Genomic DNA, 19,804 nt, shown 5'->3' on the forward strand with positions numbered 1-19,804 from the left:
CCCGGCGGCGAGTGCCGCGGGGCCCTTCCCGATGTTCGTCGGACGCCGTTTCTACAGGTAGGGGCCGCCGGATCGGCCGCCCGGGTGCGGGGTCTCCTCGCCCTCGGGGGCGACGCCGGGCGGAAGCGCGCGGCGCATCTGCTCCAGCTGGGCCCGCGCGGCCATCTGCTGGGCGAACAGCGTGGTCTGGATGCCGTGGAAGAGACCCTCCAGCCAGCCGACCAACTGTGCCTGGGCGATCCGCAGTTCCGCGTCGGTGGGGGTGCCGTCGTCCGTGAAGGGCAGGGAGAGCCGCTCCAGCTCCTCCACCAGCTCGGGGGCCAGGCCGTCCTCCAGCTCCTTCACCGAGCTGGCGTGGATCTCCTTGAGCCGGACCCGGCTCGCCTCGTCCAGGGGCGCGACCCGCACCTCTTCGAGCAGCTGCTTGATCATGCTGCCGATCCGCATGACCTTGGCAGGCTGTTCCACCTGCTCGGTCACCGGGATCTCGCGGGATTCGTCGTCCCCGCCGCCGCTGAGCGCCATTCCGTCCTGGCCGACGACCAGGATCTGGGGGTTCTCCGGCGACCTGTCGTTCCTCGGCATTTCCATGCCGCCATTGTCTCTCACCCGTGCCCCGCGAACGGGTGCTGCCCCGGGGAAACCGGCCTCCACGCGTTCGGCGGCGCCCGGAATGCCGGTATCGCCGACCGGTGTGAGGCTAGTTCCGTCGTTTTCCACGACTTCCACGACGCTATCCACGACGGGTGACACCGGGAGGGGGTCACGGACGTGACTCCATGGCTGCGGACATTGCGGACGACGGGGCTGGTGGGCGCCGCCCTGGGGGTCGGCGCGGTGGTGTCCCCGTACGGCACGGCCCCGGCCCGCGCCACGGCCGAGACCCTCGCGACGGCGCCGGCCCGGCCGATCACCACGGTCGTGGCGAAACCGGCCGCCGCGTTGGCGGGGCCGCCGGCCCCGGCGGTGGCCCCGTCCCCCGGGTCCTCCTCGCCGGAGCGCGGTTCGGAGCCGGGTGTGGACGCCGGTCCGGACGGCTCCGCCACCCACGACGGGCGGGGCGGTCACGAACGTCCCCGGCGCCCCGCCGGCCCCGACCGCCCGGAGCAGCGCCCGGACCCGCCGTCCGCCTCCCGGCCCGCCCCGGACCCCGGCCCCTCGGACGGTGCGGGGCGCGGTTCCGCCAAGCCCTCCCCCTCTTCCCCCGCCTCGTCGGCGTCCCGCGCCACGGCGGACCCCGGGCCCTCCCGGGCCGGGGGCGTGCCGGGCGAGGGACGGCAGCGGCCCGGCCGCGCCGAGGAGCGCGAGCCGGAACACGACGGTACGGACGGAAGCACCGGCCGGCACCGGGACGGCGACCGCGGCGACGACGTCCCCGAGGAACCGGCCACCGCCGCCACCGCCGTCCCGCCCGGACAGACCGCGGCCGCCCCCGCCCCCTCGGTCTCCCCGTCCCGGTCCGGGGCGCGGACCGGTGTGGCAGCCCAGGGGGCCGCCGAGCCGGTCCTGCGAGTCCTCCCGCTGGGCACCGGGCTGGTCCTCATCGGCCTCGGCCTGGCCCTGGGCCTCGTGGGACTGCGCCTGCGCCGGGGGTAGGGACCCGCCGCGCACCGACCGTGCCGGCCGGGTCCGCCGCCTGCGAGCCCCGTCCCCGAGCCGTCTACGCGGTGACCAGCAGCACCTTGCCGATGTGCCCGCTCTCCTCCACCACCCGGTGACCCTCCGCGGCCTCGCTCATCGGCATCTCGCGGTCGACGACCGGACGGACGTGGCCCCCGGAGAACAGCGGCCAGACGTGCTCCCGTACGGCCGCCACGATGGCCGCCTTCTCCTCCAGGGGGCGGGCCCGCAGCGAGGTGGCGCTGACGGCGGCGCGCTTGGCGAGGAGCGTGCCGATGTCCAGCTCGCCCTTCCGTCCGCCCTGCATGCCGATGATCGCGAGCCGGCCGTTCACGGCCAGGGCCCGGACGTTGCGGTCGAGGTACTTCGCGCCCATGTTGTCGAGGATGACGTCGGCGCCCGCGCCGCCCGTCGCATCCTTGATCTCGGCGACGAAGTCCTGCTCCCGGTAGTTGATCAGGACGTCCGCGCCCAGCTCGGCACAGCGCTCCAGCTTCTCCTTGGTGCCCGCGGTCACCGCGACCTTCGCGCCGACGGCCTTGGCCAGCTGGATCGCCATCGTGCCGATGCCGCTGGAGCCGCCGTGCACGAGCAGCGTCTCGCCGGGCCGCAGGTGGGCGACCATGAAGACGTTCGACCAGACCGTGCAGACCACCTCGGGCAGCGCCGCCGCCCACTTCAGGTCGACGCCCTGCGGCACCGGCAGCAGCTGTCCGGCCGGGACGACGACCTTCTCCGCGTAGCCGCCGCCCGCGAGCAGCGCGCACACCTCGTCGCCGACGGCCCAGCCGGACACCCCCGGGCCGAGCGCGGCGACCCGGCCGGAGCACTCCAGGCCGGGGTGGGGGGAGGCGCCGGGCGGGGGGTCGTAGAAGCCCTGGCGCTGCATGATGTCGGCGCGGTTGACGGCGCTGGCCGTCACCTCGACCAGGACCTCGCCCTCGCCGGGCTGCGGATCGGGGACCTCGGCCCACACCAGCGCCTCGGGGCCTCCGGGTTCGGAAATCGTGATCGCATGCATGAGGGCGACGCTACTCCCCCGCGGCCCCGTCTCCCCCTGCCGGAAAATCCCCGTGCGTCGCCGATGAGTTTGCGCGACGGTAAAGGTCTCCCCATGCGTAGCCCAAGAACGCGTACGCCGAGAACGCGGAAGGACCCACAGCATGAGCACGCACACGTCCGGACTCGCCATCGAGACCGCGGGCCTGGTGAAGACGTTCGGTGAGACCCGGGCCGTGGACGGGGTGGACCTCGCGGTGCCCGCCGGCACGGTCTACGGCGTTCTCGGCCCGAACGGCGCGGGCAAGACCACCACGGTGAAGATGCTCGCCACCCTCCTGCGGCCGGACGAGGGCCACGCCCGCGTCTTCGGTCACGACGTCGTGCACGAGGCGGACGAGGTGCGCGGCCGGGTGAGCCTGACCGGGCAGTACGCCTCCGTGGACGAGGACCTCACCGGCACCGAGAACCTGGTGCTCCTGGGCCGGCTGCTCGGGCACGGCAAGGCGGCCGCGCGGGAGCGGGGCGACCAGCTGCTGGCGGCCTTCGGGCTGACGGAGGCCGCGGCGAAGCAGGTCAAGCACTACTCCGGCGGTATGCGGCGGCGCATCGACATCGCCGCCTCCATCCTCAACACCCCCGACCTGCTCTTCCTCGACGAGCCCACCACCGGGCTCGACCCACGCAGCCGCAACCAGGTGTGGGACATCGTGCGCGCGGTCGTCGCCCAGGGCACGACCGTGCTGCTGACCACGCAGTACCTGGACGAGGCCGACCAGCTGGCGTCCCGGATCGCCGTCATCGACAAGGGGCGGGTGATCGCCGAGGGCACCAAGGGCGAGCTGAAGGCGTCCGTCGGCGCCGGCTCCGTCCATCTGCGGCTGCGGGACGCGGAGGAACGGCCCGAGGCCGAGCGGGTGCTGCGGAACCTGCTGGTCGCCGAGGTGCAGCTGGAGCCCGACCCGGTGGCGCTGACCGCGCGGCTCGGCACGGCGGCCGGTGACACCGCCGCCGACCAGGCCGCCAAGGCACTCGGTGAGCTGGCCCGGGCCGGCATCACCGTCGACAGCTTCTCCCTCGGACAGCCCAGCCTCGACGAGGTGTTCCTGGCGCTGACCGGGCACGACACCGGCCAGAGCACCCCTCCCGGCTCCGGCACCGACGCGAAGGACGAGGTGGCGGCATGAGCACGGCCACGGGCACTGAGAACAAGGAACTGTCCCCGGTCAGCACCGAGTCGCTGGCGGCCCTGCTGGTCACCCGGGAGCGGCCGCCGCGGCCCAGCGCCCTGTCCACGTCACTGACGTTCGGATGGCGCGCGATCCTCAAGATCAAGCACGTGCCGGAGCAGCTCTTCGACGTCACCGCCTTCCCGATCATGAACCTGTTGATGTTCACGTACCTCTTCGGCGGTGCGCTGGCGGGTTCGCCCGGTGAGTACATCCAGTTCGTGCTGCCGGGCATCCTCGTGATGTCGGTCGTGATGATCACGATGTACACCGGCGTCTCGGTGAACATCGACATCGAGAAGGGCGTCTTCGACCGCATCCGCTCGCTGCCGATCTGGCGGCCCTCGGCGATGGTCGGCTATCTCCTCGGCGACGCGCTGCGCTACACCATCGCGTCCGTCGTCATGCTGTGCGTCGGGCTGCTGCTCGGCTACCGGCCCGACGGCGGGTTCGTGGGCGTGGTCGCCGGGATCGCGCTGCTGCTGCTCTTCTCGTTCGCCTTCTCGTGGATCTGGACGATGTTCGGGCTGATGCTGCGCACCGAGAAGTCGGTGATGAGCGTCAGCATGATGGTGATCTTCCCGCTCACCTTCCTGTCCAACGTCTTCGTCGACCCGAAGACCATGCCGGGCTGGCTGCAGGCCTTCGTCAACAACAGCCCGATCACCCACCTGGCGTCCGCGGTGCGCGGCCTGATGGCGGGCGACTGGCCCGGCGTCGAGATCGCCTGGACGCTGGGCTGGGCGGGCCTGTTCCTGCTGGTCTTCGGCCCGGTCACGATGCGGCTCTACAACCGCAAGTAGCCCCTCCCGGGCCACGGCCCACGACCGGACCACGACCCGCAGCCGGACCACGACCCGCACAAACCGGACCCCGACCCCGCGACCGGCCCGCGAGCAGCGGCTCAGTCGCGGGGGAGCGGGCGGGCGTCGGGCGTCACATGGGTGGCCGGCGTCGCCCGTACGATCGTGATCAGGCGGTCCGTCAGCTCCAGCCCGCCGACGGCCGGGTCGTCGTACCCCAGGACCCGGTGGCCGCGGATCACGCTCACCACCAGGTCGTCCACCTCCCGGGGGTTCTTCCCCGCCTCGGCCTTTATGACGGGCCGCTCGATGAGGTCGAGTCCGCTGCCCTGGCTGATGAGGTCCTCCATGACCATGCCGGCGGCGGGGCTGAGCACGGAGAGCCCGAGCAGCCGCCCGGCGGCACTGGCACTGGTGATCACGGCGTCGGCTCCGGACTGCTTCAGCAGCGGCGCGTTCTCCTCCTCGCGGACCGCGACCACGATCTTCGCCCCGCGGTTGAGCTGCCGCGCGGTCAGCGTGACCAGCACGGCCGTGTCGTCGCGCTGGGTGGCGATGATGATCTGCTTCGCCCGGTACACCTCGGCCCGGTTGAGCACGTCGCTGCGGGTGGCGTCGCCGACCACGCCCGCGTAGCCGTGGGCCGTCGCGGCCTCGATGGCCTTTCCGCTGGGGTCGACCACGACCACCTGGTCCTTGCGCAGCCCGGTCGCGCAGACGGTCTGGATCGCCGACCGCCCCTTGGTACCGAAGCCGACGACGACGGTGTGATCGCGCAAGGCGGACCTCCAGCGGTTCAGGCGCCACTCCTCCCGAGTGCGCTCGGTGAGGGCTTCCAGCGTGGTGCCGACCAGGATGATCAGGAACAGCACGCGCAGGGGCGTGATGACGAAGATGTTGGTCAGCCGGGCGGCGTCGCTGACCGGTGTGATGTCGCCGTACCCCGTGGTGGAGAGGGTGACGGTGGCGTAGTAGAAGGAGTCGAGGAGGTCGACGGAACCGTCCGAGTTGTCGGTGTAGCCGTCGTGGTCCGCGTACACGATGACGGCCGTCACCACGAGGACCACCAGGGCTACGGACAACCGCTTGGCGACCTGGCGGAACGGGTGCTCCACCAGTTTCCTGGGGAGTTTCACCTTGTGGGTCACCAGGTGTTCGTCCGCCTGGCGGGCGATCGCGTCCTGGCCCGGAAGTTTCACGTGAAACACACCCCGATTCCGCCGGTCGCCCAGGGCAGGTCGAGCAGCTCCGCCTCCTGGCCCGCTCGCGCGCCGCCCGGCGGTACGGCGGCCAGCGCGTCGGCGGCCGCGATGCCGCGCAGCATCGCCGGGCCGTTGTAGTGCAGCGGTACGGCGCCCTCCCCGCGCAGCACGACCGGCACGAGCCGGGTGTCGTACGGGTGGCCGTGCACCGCGTCCCGCAGCGGCAGCGTGTACGGCTCGGGCGCCGGGCGGGCGGCGAGTGTGCGCAGCAGCGGCTCGGCGAGGGTGAGCAGTCCGGAGACGGCGGCCAGGGGATTGCCCGGCAGTCCGACGAGGTGCTGGTCGTCCTTGAGGCGGGCCAGCAGCATGGGGTGGCCGGGGCGCACCTTGACGCCGTCCACGAGGAGTTCGGCGCCGATGCGGCGCAGGGTCGGACGGACGTGGTCGACGGGGCCCGCGGCGGTGCCGCCGGTGGTGACGATCAGGTCGGCGTCGGAGGTCGTGACGGCGCGGTGCACGGCCTTGGCGTCGTCGCCGATCCGGCGGACGGAGCCGACCTCCGCGCCCAGCGCCCGCAGCCAGGGCGGCAGCATCGGGCCGAGCGCGTCCCGGATGAGGCCGTCGTGCGGGAGGCCCTCGGTGAGCAGCTCGTCGCCGAGGACGAGGACGTCGACGCGGGGGCGGGGGACCGCCGTGAGCGTGTCGTATCCGGCGGCCGCCGCGAGCCCCAGGACCGCCGGGGTCGCGAGGGTGCCGACCGGCAGCAGCTGGTCGCCGCTGCGGCACTCCTGACCGCGCGGGCGGATGTCCTGGCCGTGGACGACGTCGCGGGTGGGGTGCAGGCGGCCGCGTTCGTCGGTGCGGCCGTGCTCGGTGCGCAGGACGGCGGTGGTGTCCGGGGGGATCCGTGCACCGGTGGCGATGCGGACGGCCTCGCCGTCGGTCAGGGGCCCGGGTTCCGCGTGTCCGGCCAGGACGCCCTCGTCGCGCACCGTCCAGGGGCCCGGCCCCGCGACGGCCCAGCCGTCCATCGCGGAGGTGTCGAAGGACGGCAGGTCGGTGAGGGCGGCCAGAGGGGCGGCCAGGGTGAGGCCGAGGGCCGCGTCGAGGGGCACGGAGACCGGGGTGCGGCGGGCGGCACGGGCGGCCACGCGGGCGGCACGCTCGGCGGTCGCCCGGGCCTCGGGCCAGGAGGTCGCGCGGTGGTGGGAGTCCGCCGGGTGGTGCGGGGCGGGCGCGCCGTGACCGCCGGGCCCGGGGCGGGCGGGGCCGGGGTTGTCCCTCACGAGGGCGAGCGCCTCCTCGACGTCGAGGTCCTCGGTCTCCGCGTCGGCCCGCGTGCCGGGGGAGGTCATCAGGCGTCCGGGCGGGTGTCGGGGGTGGCGTCCGGGGCCGCGTCGGGCTTCCCCTGCGCCGGGGCCGGCCCGGCGGCGGTCTCCTCCGCCCAGCGCACGGCGAGGGCCGCGGCCTTGCGGGCGGCCTCGGCGACGGCCTCGGGGCCTCCCTGCGCCCGCCCGGCCGCGTAGCCGACGAGGAAGGTGGTCAGCGGGGCCGCCGGCCTGGCCACCCCGTGGGCGGCGTCGCGTGCGAGGTCGAGCAGGACCTTGGTGTCGACGTCCAGGTCGATGCCCAACTCGTCCTTGGCTGCGGAAATCCATTCATCCAACACGTGACCATGCTCCCTGATGCGTGCCCTTGCGGTGGCGATGTCGTCCCAGGTGTCGCAGTCGAAGGAGGCGACGGCGTCCGGGAGGCGGATGAGGCGCAGAGCGCCGGTCAGGCGGCGCAGCGGCAGCCCGGTCAGATCTGCCGCGTCTGCCGCTCGTGTGCCCCGGTCGGCACGGTCGTCCCGTGCGAGCGCGGCCAGTTCGCGGCGGAGCGCGGACGCGCGGTAGGCGGCGACGAGGGGCTGGTCGCGGCCGTCGGCGTCGGTGAGCAGCACCCCGTCGGCGTCGGCCGCGGCGAGGGCCGACAGCAGCCGCCCGACGGTCGGCCCGGCGAGGAACGGCAGGTCGGCGGAGACCACGAGGACGTGCTCCGCCGCGGTGTGCCGCAGTCCGGCGGCGAGGGCGGCGAGCGGCCCGCCGCCGGGCGGGTCCTCGCGCGCCCAGGTCACGGGGCGCGCGGTGGGCCGGGGTTCGGCGACGACGACGGTGGCCCGGGCCCCGGCGCAGGCGGCGAGCACCCGGTCGAGCAGCGCGCGGCCACCCACCCGCAGGCCGGGTTTGTCCGCGCCGCCGAGCCGCCGGGCGGCCCCGCCGGCGAGCACGACGGCGTCGTACCCGGCGGGGCCGGGACCCGGGGCGGAGTCCTGGCCCGGACCGGCGTCGGAATCCGGCGCGGGGTCGCTGCCGGCGCGTTGGTCGCCGACGGGCTCGTACGCGGTCACCCCACGAGTATGGGCCCCTGTGCGATCACAGGGAACGCAGGGGAGCCCACGCGATCGGAGGGTGCGCGGGCGCCCCGTCGCCCACGGGTGTCACCCGGTGGTGCCGAGGAAGCACCACCGGTCCGTCACAGGGTCCGCAGCAGCACCGCCGGCTGTTCCACGCAGTCCGCCACGTACCGCAGGAAACCGCCCGCCGTGCCGCCGTCGCACACCCGGTGGTCGAAGGTGAGCGAGAGCTGCACGACCTGACGCACCGCCAACTCGCCGTCGTGCACCCACGGCTTGGGGACGATGCGGCCGACGCCGAGCATGGCCGCCTCGGGGTGGTTGATGATCGGCGTGGAACCGTCGACGCCGAACACGCCGTAGTTGTTCAGCGTGAAGGTGCCGCCGGTCAGCTCCCCCGGGGTCAGCCGGCCGGCGCGGGCCGCGTCGGTCAGCCGGGCGAACTCCGCGGTGAGCGACTCGGCGTCCCGCGCGTGCGCGTCCCGGACGACCGGCACGACGAGACCGCGGTCCGTCTGGGCGGCGAAGCCGAGGTGCACCCCCTGGAGCCGGACGATCTCCCGGGCCTCGGTGTCGACCGTCGAGTTCAGCTCCGGGAAGCGGGCCAGGGCGGCCGTGCAGATCCGGGCCAGCAGGGCGACCAGGGAGATCTTCGGCCCGCCGGACGCGTTCATCGCGGCGCGCGCCCGCATCAGCTCGGTCGCGTCGGCGTCCACCCAGCAGGTCGCGTCCGGGATCTCGCGCCGGCTGCGGGAGAGCTTGTCGGCGACGGCGCCGCGCACGCCCTTGAGGGGGACGCGGGTGCCGTCGGAGGGCGAGGCGGCGGAGGGGGCCACGGCGCCGGCCGGCGCCCCGCCGGTCCCGGCCTCCCGATCCGCCGTACGGCCGCCCTGAGCGGCGGCGGCCCGCAGCGCGTACTCGACGTCCGCCCGCAGGATCAGCCCGTCCGGGCCGGAGCCCGTCAGCTCGCGCAGGTCCAGGTCGTGCTGCCGGGCCAGCCTGCGCACCAACGGGGAGATGACCGGGACCGGACCGTCCACCGGCTCGGCCGTGCCGACCGCGCCGCCCGCCGGTTCCACCGCGCGCACGCGGCCGTTCGCCCGGCCGGACGCTCCGGTCGCGGCCGGCCGGCCGGGCCGCACCCTGCGCCGCCGCGCGGGCGCCTCGGAGGTGCCGTAGCCGACCAGGACGTTGCCGGAGCCCTCCGCCTTCGGCTCGGCGGCGGGCGGATCGGCGGCCGGCGCCGGTGCGGCACCGGCTCCGTGCTCCCGCGCCGGGCCGTCGGCAGCCGCCTCGCCCTCGCCCACCGCCACGGCCACCAGCGGCGCCCCGACGGGCAGCTCCGTGCCCTCCTCGCCGAAGCGGGCGGTGACCACACCGCCGTAGGGGCAGGGCACCTCGACCATCGCCTTGGCCGTCTCGACCTCGACGACCGGCTGGTCGACGGCGACCACGTCGCCGACCTCGACCAGCCAGCGCACGATCTCCGCCTCGGTGAGCCCCTCACCGAGGTCGGGGAGCCGGAACTCCAGGCTGCGACCCTCAGAAGCGTGTGCCATCAGCTTTCGGCCTCCCACTGCAGGCGCCCCACGGCGTCCAGGATGCGGTCCACACCGGGCAGGTGGTGACGCTCCAGCATCGGCGGAGGATACGGGATGTCGAATCCGGCCACCCGCAGCACCGGCGCCTCCAGGTGGTGGAAGCAGCGCTCCGTGACCCGGGCCGCGATCTCCCCGCCCGGGCCCCCGAAGGAGCCCGACTCGTGGACGACCACCGCGCGTCCCGTCCGCCGCACCGAGGCGCACACCGTCTCGTCGTCGAACGGCACCAGGGAGCGCAGATCGACGACTTCGAGGTCCCAGCCCTCGGCCCGGGCCGCCTCCGCCGCCTCCATGCAGACGGCCAGCGACGGTCCGTACGTGATGAGCGTGGCGCTCCGGCCCGAGCGCCGCACCACCGCGCGGCCCACCGGTTCAACGGGTGCGGGCTCCTCGGGGTTCCAGGTGTCCTTCGACCAGTACAGACGCTTGGGTTCGAGGAAGACCACCGGGTCGTCGGAGGCGATCGACGCGCGCAGCAGCCCGTAGGCGTCGGCGACGGTCGCGGGCGTGACGACATGGAGCCCCGGAGTCGCCATGTAGTACGCCTCGGACGAGTCGCTGTGGTGTTCGACGCCGCCGATCCCGCCGCCGTAGGGGATGCGGATGGTCAGCGGCAGGGGCATCTTCCCGCGCGTGCGGTTGCGCATCTTGGTGACATGGCTGACGACCTGCTCGAACGCCGGGTAGGCGAAGGCGTCGAACTGCATCTCGACGACCGGGCGCAGCCCGTACATCGCCATGCCGACGGCGGTGCCGAGGATGCCCGCCTCGGCGAGCGGGGTGTCCGTGCAGCGGTCCTCGCCGAACTCCGCGGCGAGTCCGTCGGTGACCCGGAAGACGCCGCCGAGCGTGCCCACGTCCTCGCCGAGGACGTGCACGCCCGGGTCGGCGGCCATGGCGTCGCGCAGCGCGCGCGTGAGGGCCTGCGCCATGGTGGCCGGCTTGACGGCGACGGTGGTCATCGGTGTCCCCCTTCGGGCGCGGCGGTCGCGGCCCCGGTCTCCGCCTCCGCCGCCAGCTCCGCACGCAGTTGGTCCCGCTGCTCGCGCAACTGCGGCGTGGGCTCGGCGTAGACGTGGTCGAACAGGTCCAGCGGGTCCAGTTCCGGGTCCCGGTTCATCCGGGCGCGCAGGTCCGCGGCCATGGTCTCGGCGTCCTCGCGGGCGGCGCGGATGGCTTCCTCGTCGAGCAGGCCGCGCTCGGTCAGCTCCCGCTCCAGCAGCTCGACCGGGTCGTGCCGGCGCCAGGTCTCCACCTCGGCGTCGCCCCGGTAGCGCGTGGCGTCGTCGGCGTTGGTGTGCGCGTCGACGCGGTACGTCACCGCCTCCACCAGCGTGGGGCCGCCGCCCGCCCGCGCGCGGCGTACGGCGTCGGACAGGACCTCGTGCACCGCGGCGGCGTCGTTGCCGTCGACCAGGCGGCCGGGCATCCCGTAGCCGACGGCCTTGTGGGCCAGCGACGGAGCCGCGGTCTGCTTGTCGAGCGGGACGGAGATCGCGAAGCCGTTGTTCTGCACCAGGAAGACGACCGGGGCCTGCCAGACGGCGGCGAAGTTCAGCGCCTCGTGGAAGTCGCCCTCGCTGGTGCCGCCGTCGCCGACCATGGCCAGCGCGACCACGTCGTCGCCCTTGAGGCGGGCGGCGTGGGCGAGGCCCACGGCGTGCGGCAGCTGGGTGGCCAGCGGCGTGGACAGCGGGGCGACCCGGTGCTCGTAGGGGTCGTAGCCGGTGTGCCAGTCGCCGCGCAGCAGGGTGAGCGCCTCGACGGGGTCGACACCGCGCGAGACGACCGCGAGGGTGTCGCGGTAGCTGGGGAAGAGCCAGTCCCGCTCCTCGAGGACCAGCGCGGCGGCGATCTCGCACGCCTCCTGGCCGGTGCTGGAGGGGTAGACGGCCAGCCGGCCCTGCTTGGTCAACGCCGTGGCCTGCGCGTTGTAGCGGCGGCCGCGCACCAGCCGGGCGTACAGCGTGCGCAGCAGCTCGGTGTCGGCGCGGTCCGCGGCCTTCGTGCCGAGGACGCGGTGGGGCTCGGCGTCCGGCAGCAGCGGCGCGGGGTCGGTACGGGGCTGCCAGGCGGGCGGCGGTGTGGGCCGGTACGCGCCCCGCTGCTCCATGACCGTCATGACGGCACCTCCTCGTGGGAGACGGCTCCGGGCTCGCCACGGGTGTGACGGGCCTCACCTACCGATTGTTCGGTCGTCGGCACATTTTGGCTACAGGCGGCCCCAGGCTGTGGACAAACGGTTCTCCACAGCCTGTGATGGACGCAGTACGTCCACCAGGGGAAGGCGGGGGCACGTGGCATCTGAACAAATGGCCGATCGCCCCGGGGAGGGCGGCGACCCGGACGAGCCCGGCACCCCGCCGCCCCCGCGCCCGCTGGACGCCATCGACCAGGACATCCTGCGCATGCTCCAGGCGGACGGCCGCGCCTCCATACGGTCGGTCGCGGAGCGGGTGCACGTCTCGCGGGCCAACGCCTACGCGCGCATCAACCGGCTCGTCGAGGACGGCGTCATCCGCGGTTTCGGCGCCCGCGTCGACCACGAACGCGCGGGCCACGGCACCTCGGCGTACATCACCCTGAAGATCGTCCAGAACTCCTGGCGCACGGTCCGCGCCGAGCTGCGGAAGCTGCCCGGGGCCTCGCACATCGCGCTGGTGGGCGGCGACTTCGACGTACTGCTGCTGGTGCACACCCCGGACAACCGGGCCCTGCGCGAGCTGGTGCTCAGCCGTCTCCAGGCCATCCCGGAGGTGCTCAGCACCCGCACGCTGCTGGTCTTCGAGACCGAGGACCTCGAGCCGCAGGGCTGAGGGCCCCACTCCTCCGGTGCCGCTCAGGACGCCTTGCGCAGCCCGCCGAAGACCAGCCGCGCCACCGCGTCGACCACTTCGCTCTCCCCGGCGCCGCCCGCGCCGCCCCGGCCGTCCGGGCCCTCCGGGCGGTACCACTCGACGATCGAGTTGATCATGCCGAAGACCAGGCGCGTCGCGAGCCGCACCTCCACGTCCGCGCGCACGTCCCCCTCGGCCGCCGCAGCCTTCAGCAGGGCGGCGACCCGGTGGTCGAACTCGCGACGCCGCTCCAGGGCCCACCGCTCGGTGTCGGTGTTGCCGCGCACCCGCAGCAGCAGCGTCACGTAGGGCAGCTCCGCCATGAGCACCTCGACCATGCGCCGCACCACGTACTCGAGGCGCTCTGCGGCGGTCCCCACGCGCGCGTGCTCCTCGTCGAGGATGCCGAAGAGCTCGTCCAGGGCCCGGCTCACGGCCCGGCGCAGCAGCTCCTCCTTGCCGCTGACGTGGTGGTATATCGACGACTTGGAGATCCCGGCCGCCTTGGACAGGTGCTCCATGGAGGTGCCGTCGTAACCGCGCTCGATGAAGACCTGCACGGCGACGGACAGCAGCGTCTCCGGCGTGTACGTGTCGCGTCTGGCGGTGGTCATGAGGGGGTGCCCTCCCCGGCGTCGGAGACGTGCGCATGACGGTGGAGCGCGAGGGACGGCGCGTGGCGCCCGGACGGATCGAGCCGGCGCAACTCGCCGAGCAGCTCGTACACCCACCTCAGGCCCAGCCGGCGGCCCCATTCGACGGGACCGAGCGGGTAGTTCACGCCGAGGCGCATGGCGGTGTCGACGTCGGCCGCCGAGGCCACGCCGCGGTCGACCGCGTCGTACGCCAGGTCGACGATCCGCGCGACCGTGCGCGCCACGATCATGCCGGGCACGTCGCCGACGACGCTGACCTTCTTGCCGAGCGCCTGGAAGAGGCCGGTGGCCTCGGCGAGGGCCCGGGGCGGGGTGGTCCCGGCGGGGGCGAGGGCGATCCGGCCGGCCCGCCGGTAGTCGAGGGCGAGGTCGAAGTGGACGACGCCGCCGAGCCCGGCCGAGGTCCTTCCGTCGGTGAGGCGGAGCCGGCCGCCGCCGGGCAGCACGAGCGACCCGGCGCCCGCCCCGCTCTCCTCGCGGACCTCGATGCCCGCCTCCCGGATCAGCCCGACCAGGCCGGCCGCCGGTCCCAGACCGCCCTCGACGACGACGTACGCGGGCGGGCCGGCCGGTTCGGCGGTGTGCGGCTCGGGGCGCTCGGCGCCGTCCCGGTAGTCGTACCAGCCCTGCCCGCTCTTGCGGCCGAGCCGGCCGGACTCGACCAGGCGGCGCTGGGCCAGCGAGGGGGTGAAGCGCGCGTCCTGGAAGAACGACTGCCACACGGAATGCGTGACGGACTCGTTGACGTCCTGCCCGATGAGGTCGGTCAGCTCGAAGGCGCCCATCCTGAAGCCGCCGGACTCGCGCAGCACGGCGTCGATGGTGGCCGGGTCCGCGGCCCGCTCCTCGTGGAGCGCGAAGGCCTCGGCGTAGAAGGGCCGGGCGATGCGGTTGACGACGAAGCCGGGGGTGTCGGCGCAGGCGACCGGGGTCTTGCCCCAGGCGCGGGCCGTGTCGTACGCGCGCGTGGCCGACGCGGCGTCGGTGGCGGCCCCGGCGACCACCTCCACCAGCGGCAGCAGCGGCGCCGGGTTGAAGAAGTGCAGGCCGACGAAGCGCCCGGGTATGCGCAGCGCGCCGCCGACGGCGGTGACGGACAGGGAGGAGGTGTTGGTGGCGAGCAGGCAGTCGTCGCCGACGACCTCCTCCAGGGCCCGGAACAGCTCCTGCTTGACGTCCAGCCGCTCCACGACCGCCTCGACGACGAGCGCGCAGCCGGCCAGGCCGGAGAGGGTCTCGGCGGACGTGAGCCGGGCGCGGGCGGCGTCCCGCTCGGCGCCGGTGAGGCGGTTCTTCTCGACGAGCCGGTCGAGCCGGGCGCCGATCGCGTCGGCCGCTTCCCGGGCCCGCCCGGCGACGGCGTCGTACAGCCGCACGGGATGGCCCGCGACCAGCGCCACCTGGGCGATGCCCTGGCCCATGGTGCCGGTTCCGACGACGGCCACGGGGCTGCTGAGGTCCAGTGCTGTCATGTGCGCGATCCTCCCGCACGGGGTTTTCCACAGATGCGGCGGACCCCCTTGTCCCGACCGATCGTTCGGTTACTCTAGCCGTGTCCGCCCACCCGTCGCCCCCCCACCACCCTGACAGAGGCGCTACGCGCCGCACCTTCTGATATTTCTGCCCAGTTTCCCCCAGGTCCACGGACTCGACAGACGACCGACGGAGCGTCGGCGGCGCGTCGGGAGCCCGTGAGAGACGAGGAGTTGGTCCCGCATGGCCGCCGAACTCACCGCACACCAGCTGATCGCCCAGCACCGGCCGACCCTGGACCTGGCGCTGGAGACGATCCGCACGCGCGCGTACTGGTCCCCCCACCCCGAGCACCCCAAGGCCTACGGCGAGAACGGCAGCCTGGACACGGCGGCGGGCAAGGCCGCCTTCGACGCCCTGCTCGGCACCCGCCTCGACCTCGGCCAGCCGGGCACCGACGGCTGGGTCGGCGGCGAGGTCTCCCCGTACGGCGTCGAGCTGGGCGTGGAGTATCCGCACGCGGATCTCGACGTGCTGCTGCCCGCCATGAAGGCCGGCCAGAAGGCGTGGCGGGACGCGGGCGCCGAGCTGCGCGCGATGGTCTGCCTGGAGATCCTGCGGCGGATCGCCGACCGGACCATGGAGTTCGCGCAGGCGGTCATGCACACCTCCGGACAGGCCTTCATGATGGCCTTCCAGGCGGGCGGCCCGCACGCCCAGGACCGCGGCATGGAGGCCGTTGCCTACGCGTACGTGGAGCAGTCCCGCACGCCCGAGGCCGCGGAGTGGACCAAGCCGCAGGGCAAGCGCGACCCGCTCGCGCTCACCAAGCGGTTCACGCCGGTCCCCCGCGGCATCGGCCTGGTCATCGGCTGCAACACCTTCCCGACGTGGAACGGCTACCCGGGCCTGTTCGCCTCCCTCGCCACCGGCAACGCGGTCCTGGTCAAGCCGCACCCCCGCGCGGTGCTGCCGCTCGCGCTGACCGTCCAGGTCGCCCGCGAGGTCCTCACCGAGGCCGGATTCGACGCGAACCTGGTCGCGCTGGCCGCCGAGCGCCCCGGCGAGGGCATCGCCAAGACCCTGGCCACCCGCCCCGAGATCCGCATCATCGACTACACCGGCTCCACCGCCTTCGGCGACTGGCTGGAGGCCAACGCACGTCAGGCCCAGGTGTACACGGAGAAGGCCGGCGTCAACACGGTGGTGGTGGAGTCGACCGACGACTACAAGGGCATGCTGGCCAACCTGGCCTTCTCCCTGTCCCTGTACAGCGGCCAGATGTGCACCACCCCGCAGAACCTGCTGATCCCCCGCGACGGCATCCGCACCGACCAGGGCGACAAGTCCTACGACGAGGTCACCGCCGACCTCGCCCGCGCCGTCGACGGTCTCCTCGGCGACGAAGCCCGGGCGAACGCCCTGCTCGGCGCCATCGTCAACCCGGACGTCAAGGCCCGGCTCGAGGCCGCCGCCGGACTCGGCGAGGTCGCCCTCGCCTCCCGCGAGGTCACCAACCAGGAGTTCCCGGACGCGGTGGTGCGCACCCCGGTGATCGTCAAGCTGGACGGAGCCAAGCCCGGGGACGAGGCCGCCTACACCAGCGAGTGCTTCGGCCCGGTCTCCTTCGCCGTCGCCGTCGACTCGGCGGACCACGCCGTGGAGCTGCTGCGCCGCGGCATTCGTGAGAAGGGCGCGATGACGGTGGGCGCGTACACGACCGACCCGGAGGTCGAGGAGGCCGTGCAGGAGGTCTGCCTGGACGAGGCGGCCCAGCTCTCCCTGAACCTCACCGGCGGGGTGTACGTCAACCAGACGGCCGCCTTCTCCGACTTCCACGGCTCGGGCGGCAACCCGGCGGCCAACGCGGCCCTGTGCGACGGCGCCTTCGTGGCGAACCGCTTCCGGGTGGTGGAGGTCCGCCGCCCGGCCTGAGCCGACGTGCACCACGGCGGTCCTACGGCACTACGGCACTACGGCACCTGCGGTGCGCCCCCGGTGGCGCTCCAGTGGTACAGCGTCATGGCCACACTGGTCGCGAGGTTGTAGCTGGAGACCTGGGGGCGCATCGGCAGCGCCACCAGGTGGTCGGCCCGTGCCCGCAGCTCCCGCGAGAGTCCGCTGCGCTCGGAACCGAACGCGAGCAGCGCGTCGTCCGGCAGCTTCAGCCCCCGGACGTCCTCACCCTCCGGGTCGAGCGCGAACACCGGCCCCGGCGGCAGCTCGCCGACCTCCAGCCGCTCCACGACGGTCGCGAAGTGCAGCCCCGCCCCGCCGCGCACCACCGTGGGGTGCCAGGGGTCGAGCGTGCCGGTGGTGACAACACCGGTCGCCCCGAAACCGGCGGCCAGCCGGATCACCGCGCCCGCGTTGCCGAGGTTGCGCGGCTGGTCGAGGACCACGACGGGGGCGCGGCGGGGCAGGTGCGCCAACGCCTCGAGCCCGGCCGCCCGCGAGGGCCGTACGGCCAGGGCGGCCACCGCGGTCGGGTGCGGCCGGGCGACCAGCGACGCGTACGCCTCGTGCGGCACCTCGGTCAGCAACTCCGCCAGCGCCCCGCGCAGGTCCGGTGCCAGCTCGTCGGCAAGGGCCAGGGCGCCCGCGCGGTCGCTGGTGACCGCCACCGGCACCTCGGCGCCGAACCGGAGCGCGTGCTTGAGGGCGTGGAAGCCGTCGAGCAGCACGCACCGGCCGGCGTGCGAATGCCAGGCGGCGAGCGGTCCGGGGGCTGCGGGGACGGTCATGTGCGGAAGCCTACGTGCGTGGGGCCGGGGTCCTTCCGGTCCACGACCCCGGTCCCGGCCTCGGTCGCACCTTCGCCTTCCCGGGTGCGGGGCCCGGGCAACGGCGCCGTCGCCGTCGCCGTCGTACGACCGTCCCCGTGCCCGTCCGCCGTTCCCGCGAACGGCGCCGAGGGCACCCGGCGCGGCAGTCGGCCACGCACGCGTGCCGCCCAGTCGCCCAGTCGGCGCAGGAACGAGGTCGGCAGGAAGACCGCGTCGGCGGCGATCATCGCCAGCGAGAAGAACGGCAGCCCGAGCGTCACGGCGATCACCGCGTGCTCGGTCATCATCACGGCGAGGAGCACGTTCTTGACCCGCCGGTTGAGCAGCGTGAACGGGAAGGCGACCTGCACGGCGACCGTGCCGTACGTGATGAGCATGATCATCGTGCCGTTGGCGGCCAGCGCGTCGGACAGCGCGGGCCACGGCGTGAAGTAGTCCAGGTTCAGCGGGTAGTAGACGGCCGTGCCGTCCTGCCAGCGCGAGCCCTGGATCTTGTACCAGCCCGCCGTCGCGTAGATCAGACACGCCTCGGCCATGATCACGACCAGCGCGCCGTTGTGGACGACATGGGTGATCACGTCCAGCAGGATCCGCGGCTGACCGCCCTCCGGTCCCCGCCCGACGACCCACCACAGGCCCAGCGAGACCCACACCGCCCACAGCAGCGCCGGCACGAACCAGTCGCCGTCGAGAAGGCCCGCCGACGTCACCGCCACCAGCCCGAACCCCAGGGCGCTCCACAGCACCGGCCCGACCCGGTCCACGACCCGCTCCCCGCGCGCGCGTGCCGCCGCCGTCCGCCGGGCACGGCGCGCGTCCAGCGACCACACCTGGCCGCACCGGGTGAGGACCAGGTAGATGCTCATCAGGTGCACGACGTTGTCGCCGCCGTCCCCCATGAACACGCTGCGGTTCTGCAGCGAGAGCACGCCGACCATGAACAGCACGGACATGGTGCGGGTGCGCCAGCCCAGCAGGAGCAGCACGCTGCTCAGGACGGCCAGCGCGTAGACGATCTCGAACCAGGCCCGCCCGTCCGACCACATCAGCACCGTGAAGGCGCCGTTGTCCGCGATCAGCTGCTCGGCGAGATCGTGGCCCCAGGGTCCGTCCGGACCGTACAGCTCGTGCCGGTGCGGCAGTTCACGCAGCAGGAAGAGCAGCCAGGTGGCGCCGAAGCCGATGCGGACCACGGCGGTCTGGTACGGGCCGAGCGCGGCGCCCGTGACTCGGGCGATGGAGCGGGAGACCGAGAGGACGATGCCGTTCACGCGGCGCCCCCCGCCCCTGCGGCCGCGTCTGCCGCTTCGGGCCTCGCGTCCCCGGTCTCCGCGGCCACGGACCACCAGGGCAGTTCGCGGACGGTCGGGCGGCCGGAGACCTTCTCGCCGCTCCACGAGGGCGGTGCCACGTTCGTGGTCCGGGAACGGTACTGGACGCGCTCGACGACACCGCCCGGCCCGGCGGCGTCGTTGCGCTCCAGCCGCAGCAGCGCGATGCGCCGCAGATACGTCTCCGAGAGGGAACCCCGCAGACCCACCGGGCGGTCCTGGGAGTCGTGGGTCGCGACGAAGAAGTCCCAGGCCCGGCGCAGTTCGTTCTGCCGGGTGTGGCTCGGCAGCGGGTTGCCGGCGATGGCCCGGCCGTCCTCGGCGGACAGGTCGTACCAGCCGGTGGTCCGTATCCCGCCGTCCGCCGTACTGACCTCGGCGCGGACCTGGACGGAGACGTTCTGCTGGAGCGGGTTGGGCGCGAAGAGCTTCCAGTTCTGCTCGAACTCCGGGAACACCCACTCGTCCACCGCGGCGCCGTGCTGCTTGGTGAGCGTGTTGGACGGGGCCACGTGCAGGAACACCAGACCCAGGTGGGCGCAGACGGCGACCGCGACCACCGCGAGGGCGACCACGGCACCGACCTGGTAACGCGGGGAGAGCGCGGCGACGCCGGTACGGGGCTCGGGGGCCGGGACGGGAGGTGCGGCGCCGGCTTCTCCGACGGCCGGCCCGCCGGTCGCGCCGGTGCCGGTCACGACGGTTCCGGTCGCGACGGTTCCGGTCGCGCCGGTCTCCTCGGGGCCGGCTCCGCCGTCCGGCCCCTGCCCCTGCTCGGCGTCCGAGTCCTTGTCGTACGCGTCCATTCCGCCCCGTTCGGTCCCGATCCGTCCATCCGCACATCCCGTCACGGGACGCCCGGCGCCACCCGT

Annotated in this window: 18 protein-coding genes; 5 read left to right on the forward strand and 13 right to left on the reverse strand. The window is 74.0% G+C overall.

The window, feature by feature from the left end:
* Positions 1-51 precede the first annotated feature (51 nt).
* Positions 52-591 carry a bacterial proteasome activator family protein gene (locus NI25_RS18830; RefSeq protein WP_061443558.1) on the reverse strand — a complete coding sequence of 180 codons (540 nt, stop codon included), beginning with the start codon at positions 589-591 and terminating at the stop codon, positions 52-54.
* A gap of 180 nt (positions 592-771) precedes the next feature.
* Between NI25_RS18830 and NI25_RS39725 the strand changes: the two genes are divergently transcribed.
* On the forward strand, positions 772-1,596 hold the full coding sequence (locus tag NI25_RS39725) for a hypothetical protein (protein ID WP_199560964.1): 825 nt from the start codon (positions 772-774) through the stop codon (positions 1,594-1,596).
* Positions 1,597-1,660: 64 nt separating this feature from the next.
* Here NI25_RS39725 and NI25_RS18840 read toward each other — a convergent pair whose 3' ends face one another.
* Complete coding sequence (locus NI25_RS18840) at positions 1,661-2,641, reverse strand: NAD(P)H-quinone oxidoreductase (RefSeq protein WP_061443559.1); 981 nt, start codon at positions 2,639-2,641, stop codon at positions 1,661-1,663.
* A gap of 142 nt (positions 2,642-2,783) precedes the next feature.
* Between NI25_RS18840 and NI25_RS18845 the strand changes: the two genes are divergently transcribed.
* The gene (locus tag NI25_RS18845; protein WP_061443560.1) at positions 2,784-3,806 is read left to right on the forward strand and encodes an ATP-binding cassette domain-containing protein; all 1,023 of its coding nucleotides are present in this window, start codon (positions 2,784-2,786) and stop codon (positions 3,804-3,806) included.
* A complete protein-coding gene (locus tag NI25_RS18850) occupies positions 3,803-4,651 on the forward strand; it encodes an ABC transporter permease (RefSeq protein ID WP_061443561.1) in 849 nt (282 codons plus the stop codon). The genes NI25_RS18845 and NI25_RS18850 overlap by 4 nt, the downstream gene beginning before the upstream one ends.
* 101 nt (positions 4,652-4,752) lie before the next feature.
* Here NI25_RS18850 and NI25_RS18855 read toward each other — a convergent pair whose 3' ends face one another.
* From NI25_RS18855 to pdhA, 6 genes are all read right to left on the reverse strand, one after another.
* Entirely contained in the window at positions 4,753-5,850 is a 1,098-nt protein-coding gene (locus NI25_RS18855) for a potassium channel family protein (RefSeq protein ID WP_061443562.1), read from the reverse strand.
* Complete coding sequence (locus NI25_RS18860) at positions 5,847-7,208, reverse strand: molybdopterin molybdotransferase MoeA (protein WP_061443563.1); 1,362 nt, start codon at positions 7,206-7,208, stop codon at positions 5,847-5,849. Before NI25_RS18860 ends, NI25_RS18855 begins: the two co-directional genes overlap by 4 nt.
* Entirely contained in the window at positions 7,208-8,242 is a 1,035-nt protein-coding gene (locus NI25_RS18865) for an NTP transferase domain-containing protein (protein ID WP_404052088.1), read from the reverse strand. The genes NI25_RS18860 and NI25_RS18865 overlap by 1 nt, the downstream gene beginning before the upstream one ends.
* A gap of 125 nt (positions 8,243-8,367) precedes the next feature.
* The gene (locus tag NI25_RS18870; RefSeq protein WP_061443564.1) at positions 8,368-9,807 is read right to left on the reverse strand and encodes a dihydrolipoamide acetyltransferase family protein; all 1,440 of its coding nucleotides are present in this window, start codon (positions 9,805-9,807) and stop codon (positions 8,368-8,370) included.
* Positions 9,807-10,811 (reverse strand): alpha-ketoacid dehydrogenase subunit beta, encoded by a 1,005-nt coding sequence (locus NI25_RS18875; protein WP_061443565.1) that lies wholly within the window; start codon positions 10,809-10,811, stop codon positions 9,807-9,809. Before NI25_RS18875 ends, NI25_RS18870 begins: the two co-directional genes overlap by 1 nt.
* A complete protein-coding gene (gene pdhA, locus NI25_RS18880) occupies positions 10,808-11,971 on the reverse strand; it encodes a pyruvate dehydrogenase (acetyl-transferring) E1 component subunit alpha (RefSeq protein ID WP_061443566.1) in 1,164 nt (387 codons plus the stop codon). The genes NI25_RS18875 and pdhA overlap by 4 nt, the downstream gene beginning before the upstream one ends.
* Before the next feature lie 190 nt (positions 11,972-12,161).
* Here pdhA and NI25_RS18885 point away from each other — a divergent pair, with 190 nt between their 5' ends.
* Positions 12,162-12,665, forward strand: coding sequence for an Lrp/AsnC family transcriptional regulator (locus NI25_RS18885; RefSeq protein WP_061443567.1), 504 nt, complete (start codon positions 12,162-12,164; stop codon positions 12,663-12,665).
* Positions 12,666-12,688: 23 nt separating this feature from the next.
* On the opposite strand, the gene NI25_RS18890 is transcribed toward NI25_RS18885, so the two are convergent.
* Positions 12,689-13,300, reverse strand: coding sequence for a TetR/AcrR family transcriptional regulator (locus tag NI25_RS18890; RefSeq protein ID WP_061443568.1), 612 nt, complete (start codon positions 13,298-13,300; stop codon positions 12,689-12,691).
* Positions 13,297-14,814: a 3-hydroxyacyl-CoA dehydrogenase gene (locus NI25_RS18895; protein ID WP_061443569.1), complete on the reverse strand. Its 1,518-nt coding sequence runs from the start codon at positions 14,812-14,814 to the stop codon at positions 13,297-13,299. Before NI25_RS18895 ends, NI25_RS18890 begins: the two co-directional genes overlap by 4 nt.
* Before the next feature lie 244 nt (positions 14,815-15,058).
* Between NI25_RS18895 and paaN the strand changes: the two genes are divergently transcribed.
* A complete protein-coding gene (paaN, locus tag NI25_RS18900) occupies positions 15,059-16,750 on the forward strand; it encodes a phenylacetic acid degradation protein PaaN (protein ID WP_061443570.1) in 1,692 nt (563 codons plus the stop codon).
* Positions 16,751-16,788: 38 nt separating this feature from the next.
* Here paaN and NI25_RS18905 read toward each other — a convergent pair whose 3' ends face one another.
* From NI25_RS18905 to NI25_RS18915, 3 genes are read right to left on the reverse strand one after another with little or no spacing between them, the layout of a single operon-like run.
* Positions 16,789-17,559, reverse strand: coding sequence for a TrmH family RNA methyltransferase (locus NI25_RS18905; protein ID WP_061443571.1), 771 nt, complete (start codon positions 17,557-17,559; stop codon positions 16,789-16,791).
* The gene (locus NI25_RS18910) at positions 17,556-18,872 is read right to left on the reverse strand and encodes an HTTM domain-containing protein (RefSeq protein ID WP_061446986.1); all 1,317 of its coding nucleotides are present in this window, start codon (positions 18,870-18,872) and stop codon (positions 17,556-17,558) included. The genes NI25_RS18905 and NI25_RS18910 overlap by 4 nt, the downstream gene beginning before the upstream one ends.
* On the reverse strand, positions 18,869-19,738 hold the full coding sequence (locus tag NI25_RS18915) for a DUF5819 family protein (protein WP_061443572.1): 870 nt from the start codon (positions 19,736-19,738) through the stop codon (positions 18,869-18,871). The genes NI25_RS18910 and NI25_RS18915 overlap by 4 nt, the downstream gene beginning before the upstream one ends.
* Between the last annotated feature and the right edge of the window lie 66 nt (positions 19,739-19,804).

This window comes from Streptomyces sp. CCM_MD2014 (genome assembly GCF_000772045.1).
Taxonomy (GTDB): Bacteria; Actinomycetota; Actinomycetes; order Streptomycetales; family Streptomycetaceae; genus Streptomyces; species Streptomyces salinarius.

Excerpts from the sequence above, each read along its gene's own strand:
- NI25_RS18830 (WP_061443558.1), bottom strand. The coding sequence starts at position 591 with ATGGAAATGCCGAGGAACGACAGGTCGCCGGAGAACCCCCAGATCCTG.
- NI25_RS18840 (WP_061443559.1), bottom strand. The coding sequence starts at position 2,641 with ATGCATGCGATCACGATTTCCGAACCCGGAGGCCCCGAGGCGCTGGTG.
- NI25_RS18845 (WP_061443560.1), top strand. The coding sequence starts at position 2,784 with ATGAGCACGCACACGTCCGGACTCGCCATCGAGACCGCGGGCCTGGTG.
- NI25_RS18850 (WP_061443561.1), top strand. The coding sequence starts at position 3,803 with ATGAGCACGGCCACGGGCACTGAGAACAAGGAACTGTCCCCGGTCAGC.
- NI25_RS18860 (WP_061443563.1), bottom strand. The coding sequence starts at position 7,208 with ATGACCTCCCCCGGCACGCGGGCCGACGCGGAGACCGAGGACCTCGAC.
- NI25_RS18870 (WP_061443564.1), bottom strand. The coding sequence starts at position 9,807 with ATGGCACACGCTTCTGAGGGTCGCAGCCTGGAGTTCCGGCTCCCCGAC.
- NI25_RS18875 (WP_061443565.1), bottom strand. The coding sequence starts at position 10,811 with ATGACCACCGTCGCCGTCAAGCCGGCCACCATGGCGCAGGCCCTCACG.
- pdhA (WP_061443566.1), bottom strand. The coding sequence starts at position 11,971 with ATGACGGTCATGGAGCAGCGGGGCGCGTACCGGCCCACACCGCCGCCC.
- NI25_RS18885 (WP_061443567.1), top strand. The coding sequence starts at position 12,162 with ATGGCCGATCGCCCCGGGGAGGGCGGCGACCCGGACGAGCCCGGCACC.
- NI25_RS18890 (WP_061443568.1), bottom strand. The coding sequence starts at position 13,300 with ATGACCACCGCCAGACGCGACACGTACACGCCGGAGACGCTGCTGTCC.
- NI25_RS18895 (WP_061443569.1), bottom strand. The coding sequence starts at position 14,814 with ATGACAGCACTGGACCTCAGCAGCCCCGTGGCCGTCGTCGGAACCGGC.
- paaN (WP_061443570.1), top strand. The coding sequence starts at position 15,059 with ATGGCCGCCGAACTCACCGCACACCAGCTGATCGCCCAGCACCGGCCG.
- NI25_RS18905 (WP_061443571.1), bottom strand. The coding sequence starts at position 17,559 with ATGACCGTCCCCGCAGCCCCCGGACCGCTCGCCGCCTGGCATTCGCAC.
- NI25_RS18915 (WP_061443572.1), bottom strand. The coding sequence starts at position 19,738 with ATGGACGCGTACGACAAGGACTCGGACGCCGAGCAGGGGCAGGGGCCG.